Genomic DNA, 3,594 nt, shown 5'->3' on the forward strand with positions numbered 1-3,594 from the left:
CGGACGGGAAGTAGCCGGTGCCGCCGAGCGGGCCGGGCCGGCCGGTCAGCTCCTTCAGCGGCGCCACCAGAAGCGGTACGGCGGCCATCGCCGCGGCGGCGGCCGAAACCGCCGGCGGCGGGCGGCGGCCCCGGTTCCCGCTCTGGCCCCGGTGGCGTCCGCGCACCCACGCGTACGCCAGCGCCGCGGCCAGGACGGGCAGCGCGACCTCGACGTTGCCCAGGTCGGCCAGGAACTCGGCGAGCGCGGTCGGCGGGGCGTCCTCGCGCATCTCCCGCGCCAGGCGCTCGTCCCCCTCCGCCAGCGGGCCGCCCGCGGTCACCTGCCAGGTGACCGCGGCGAAGAGCAGCAGGGGAAGGGCCACCGCCAGCAGGACCGCCAGGAGCGGAGCCGGGACCGGGAGCCGCCGCGGAACACGGAACGGCGGTCCCGGAACAGGGGGGAGGGTTCCGGGACCGCCGTGGCGACCGGTCACCGCTCGCCCCGGGGGGTATGGGGCGGGCGGCCGTCCGATCGGTGAGGAGTGTGCGCGAGGGCACGGCCGGACCGGATGAGGGGAATCACCGGCTCGGCACCGTCCGCGGAGACCCGCGGGCGGGACACTGCGTTCTTCCGAGGAAGACCGTACGGCAGACGGCGGGCGGCGGACAGGCGTGTCACCGCAAGGCCATGGCCCCCGCACACGTTCTTCACGCAGCTCCTCGTTCCGGGATCGTTCCGGGACCGCCCCGGGTGTCACCCCAGGCTCGCCAGGGCCTCCTCGACGACGTCCAGGCCCTCGTTCAGCAGATCCTCCCCGATCACCAGCGGGGGCAGGAAGCGGACCACGTTGCCGTAGGTGCCGGTGGTCAGCACCAGCACGCCCGCCTGGTGGCAGTGCCTGGCGACGGCGGCGGTGGCCTCGGGGTCGGGCTCCTTGGTGCCGGGCCTCACCAGCTCGATCGCGATCATCGCGCCCCGGCCGCGGACCTCGCCGATCACACCGTGCTGCTGGGCCATCTTCTCCAGCCGGGGCTTCATGATCTCCTCGATGCGGCGGGCCTTCGCGTTCAGGTCCAGCTCGCGCATCGTCTCGATCGCGCCCAGCGCGGCGGCACAGGCCACCGGGTTGCCGCCGTAGGTGCCGCCGAGGCCGCCGGAGTGCACGGCGTCCATGATCTCGGCACGGCCGGTGACGGCGGCCAGCGGCAGGCCGCCGGCGATGCCCTTGGCGGTGGTGATCAGGTCCGGGACGATCCCCTCGTCCTCGCAGGCGAACCACTGGCCGGTACGGCAGAAACCGGACTGGATCTCGTCCGCGACGAAGACGATGCCGTTGTCGCGGGCGAACTCGGCGATACGCGGCAGGAAGCCCCTGGCGGGCTCGATGAACCCGCCCTCGCCCAGCAGCGGCTCGATGACGATCGCGGCCACGTTCTGCGCCCCGACCTGCTTGGAGATCTGGTCGATCGCCTGGGCCGCGGCCTCCTCGGCGCAGTTGTCCGGGCCGGTGGGCCAGCGGAAGGGGTAGGCGACCGGCACCCGGTAGACCTCGGGCGCGAACGGGCCGAAGCCCTGCTTGTAGGGCATGTTCTTCGCGGTCAGCGCCATGGTGAGGTTGGTGCGGCCGTGGTAGCCGTGGTCGAAGACGACGACGGCCTGGCGCCCGGTGTACGAGCGGGCGATCTTCACCGCGTTCTCGACCGCCTCGGCGCCCGAGTTGAACAGCGCCGACCGCTTGGCGTGGTCGCCGGGCGTGAGCCTCGCCAGCTCCTCGCAGACCTCCACGTAGCCCTCGTAGGGGGTCACCATCACGCAGGTGTGCGTGAACCGCTCCAGCTGGGCGGCGGCGCGGCGCACCACGGCCTCGGCGCTGTTGCCGACCGAGGTCACGGCGATGCCGGAGCCCAGGTCGATGAAGGAGTTGCCGTCGACGTCCTCCAGGACGCCGCCCCCGGCGCGGGCGGCGAACACGGGCATGACCGTACCCACGCCCGCCGCCACGGCCGCCTGCTTGCGGGCCATCAGCTCCTGCGACTTGGGACCGGGGATCGCGGTGACGACGCGGCGCTCCTGGGGGAGGGCGGGGCCTCCGGACAGTTCGGTCATGGCAGACTCCTCGGACTCATCGGTGCGAAGGGGTGTTCAAGGGTGTGGTTTCTCGCAGGCTAGGCCGGGGGAGGGCACGTCGACATGCACCGCCGCGGAGAAGTGTCCGTGTCGTGTTGGCCGCGGTGGACATGGCCGGTCGTGTACGGCGGCCAACCGCGGTTCCCGGGGACTAGATTGGGACGGTGGACGGGCGAGGGCGTGCCGGACGAGGAGCTAAGCGGGGCATGGTGGACGGCGGGGCGCACGGGGCATGGGGGGCGGGGGATCCACGGGACCCGCGCGGGGCGCACGGCGGGCGGGGGGACCTGCCGGTGATGCCGCCGACTCCGCCCGTGCCCCCGATGCCGCGGCAGGCGCCCGCGGCCGGGCCGTCCCTGGGCGAGTGGCTGCGCACCCCGCGGCCCGAGGCCGGCCCGGGGATCTGGCGGTACGGGCACCGTCCCAGGCCGCCGGAGGACCCCGACCGGATGGAGGACCGGCAGCTGCTGGGCGGTGCGGCGCTGGCGCTGGTGTGCGCCCTGCTGGTGTGGTCGCTGAACTACAACGGCTACATTCCGCCGCTGATGTGGCCGCTGGACTGGTTCACGCCCGACTCCTGGAAGGGGGCCTCGGGCGACGCAGACGCCTTCGTCGTCGCCGCCTACGTCTACTACGCACTCGTCGCCGCCCTGCTGGCCTGGGTCTTCGGGAGGATCGGGCACTGGGGCGAGGTCTGGCGGCGCCATGTGCGCCCGCGGTTGCGCCGGCCCGAGAAGGCGGGGGAAGGCGCAGGAGGGCCCGCCGCCCCGGCGGCCGAGCCTCCCGGCGGGCCCTCCGACCCGGCGCTGTGGCCCCAGTTGCGGGCCGTGGGCGAGCACGCCGCGGCCGACCGGCTGGCGGCCGAGATCCACGGCGGCCGGATGAACGACGTCGACTACGTCCGGATCGACCGCGCCTGGCAGACGGCGCGGACGCGGTACGAGCAGCTGCCCGCCTTCACCGAGGCCGTGCTCGACCGGGGAGCCGCCGCCTTCGCCCACCCCTCCGGCGACCGCGACCTGCCCGTCCGGGCTGCCCGGCACGATCTGCTGACCGGGCAGGTGCGGCTGGGCGCCGCGCCCGACGAGGAGCGCAACCCGTACGCCTACCGCGGCGTACGCATCGCCCTGGAGCCCGCGCTGCTGAGCACCTCGATGCTGGTGGTGGGGCCGTCGGCGGCGGGCAAGACCAGCCGGGTGGTGCGGCCGGTGGCGGAGTCGCTGGCCCTCCAGGCCCTCGCAGGCCGGGCCGCCGTGGTCGCCGTGGGCACGGTGGGCGCCGGGCTCGGTCCCGACGAGGCCTACGACGTGGTGATCCGGCTCGGCGACCCGGGCAGCCCGCACGACCTCGACCTCTACGACGGCACCGACACCCCCGCCGAGCTGGTGCGCAGAGCCGCCGCCGCGGGACTGGACGTGGTGGCGCTGACCGACCACGACACGGTCGCCGGGCACGCCGAGGCGATCGCCGCCCTCCCCGCGGGTC

At 74.7% G+C, this 3,594-nt stretch carries 1 protein-coding gene and 2 pseudogenes; 1 reads left to right on the top strand and 2 read right to left on the bottom strand.

Features of this window, described 5'->3' with window-relative positions:
- Positions 1-364 (bottom strand): annotated as a pseudogene (locus ACLIYP_RS29665) (phosphatase PAP2 family protein); the annotation flags it as partial.
- Positions 365-735: 371 nt separating this feature from the next.
- A complete protein-coding gene (gene gabT, locus ACLIYP_RS29670; RefSeq protein ID WP_412716171.1) occupies positions 736-2,088 on the bottom strand; it encodes a 4-aminobutyrate--2-oxoglutarate transaminase in 1,353 nt (450 codons plus the stop codon).
- A gap of 344 nt (positions 2,089-2,432) precedes the next feature.
- Here gabT and ACLIYP_RS29675 point away from each other — a divergent pair.
- Positions 2,433-3,594 (top strand): annotated as a pseudogene (locus ACLIYP_RS29675) (ATP-binding protein); the annotation flags it as partial.

Origin of the sequence: Streptomyces nanhaiensis, assembly GCF_046614825.1 — a bacterium.
In the GTDB taxonomy this organism is placed as follows: Bacteria; Actinomycetota; Actinomycetes; order Streptomycetales; family Streptomycetaceae; genus Streptomyces; species Streptomyces radiopugnans.

Excerpts from the sequence above, each read along its gene's own strand:
- gabT (WP_412716171.1), bottom strand. The coding sequence starts at position 2,088 with ATGACCGAACTGTCCGGAGGCCCCGCCCTCCCCCAGGAGCGCCGCGTC.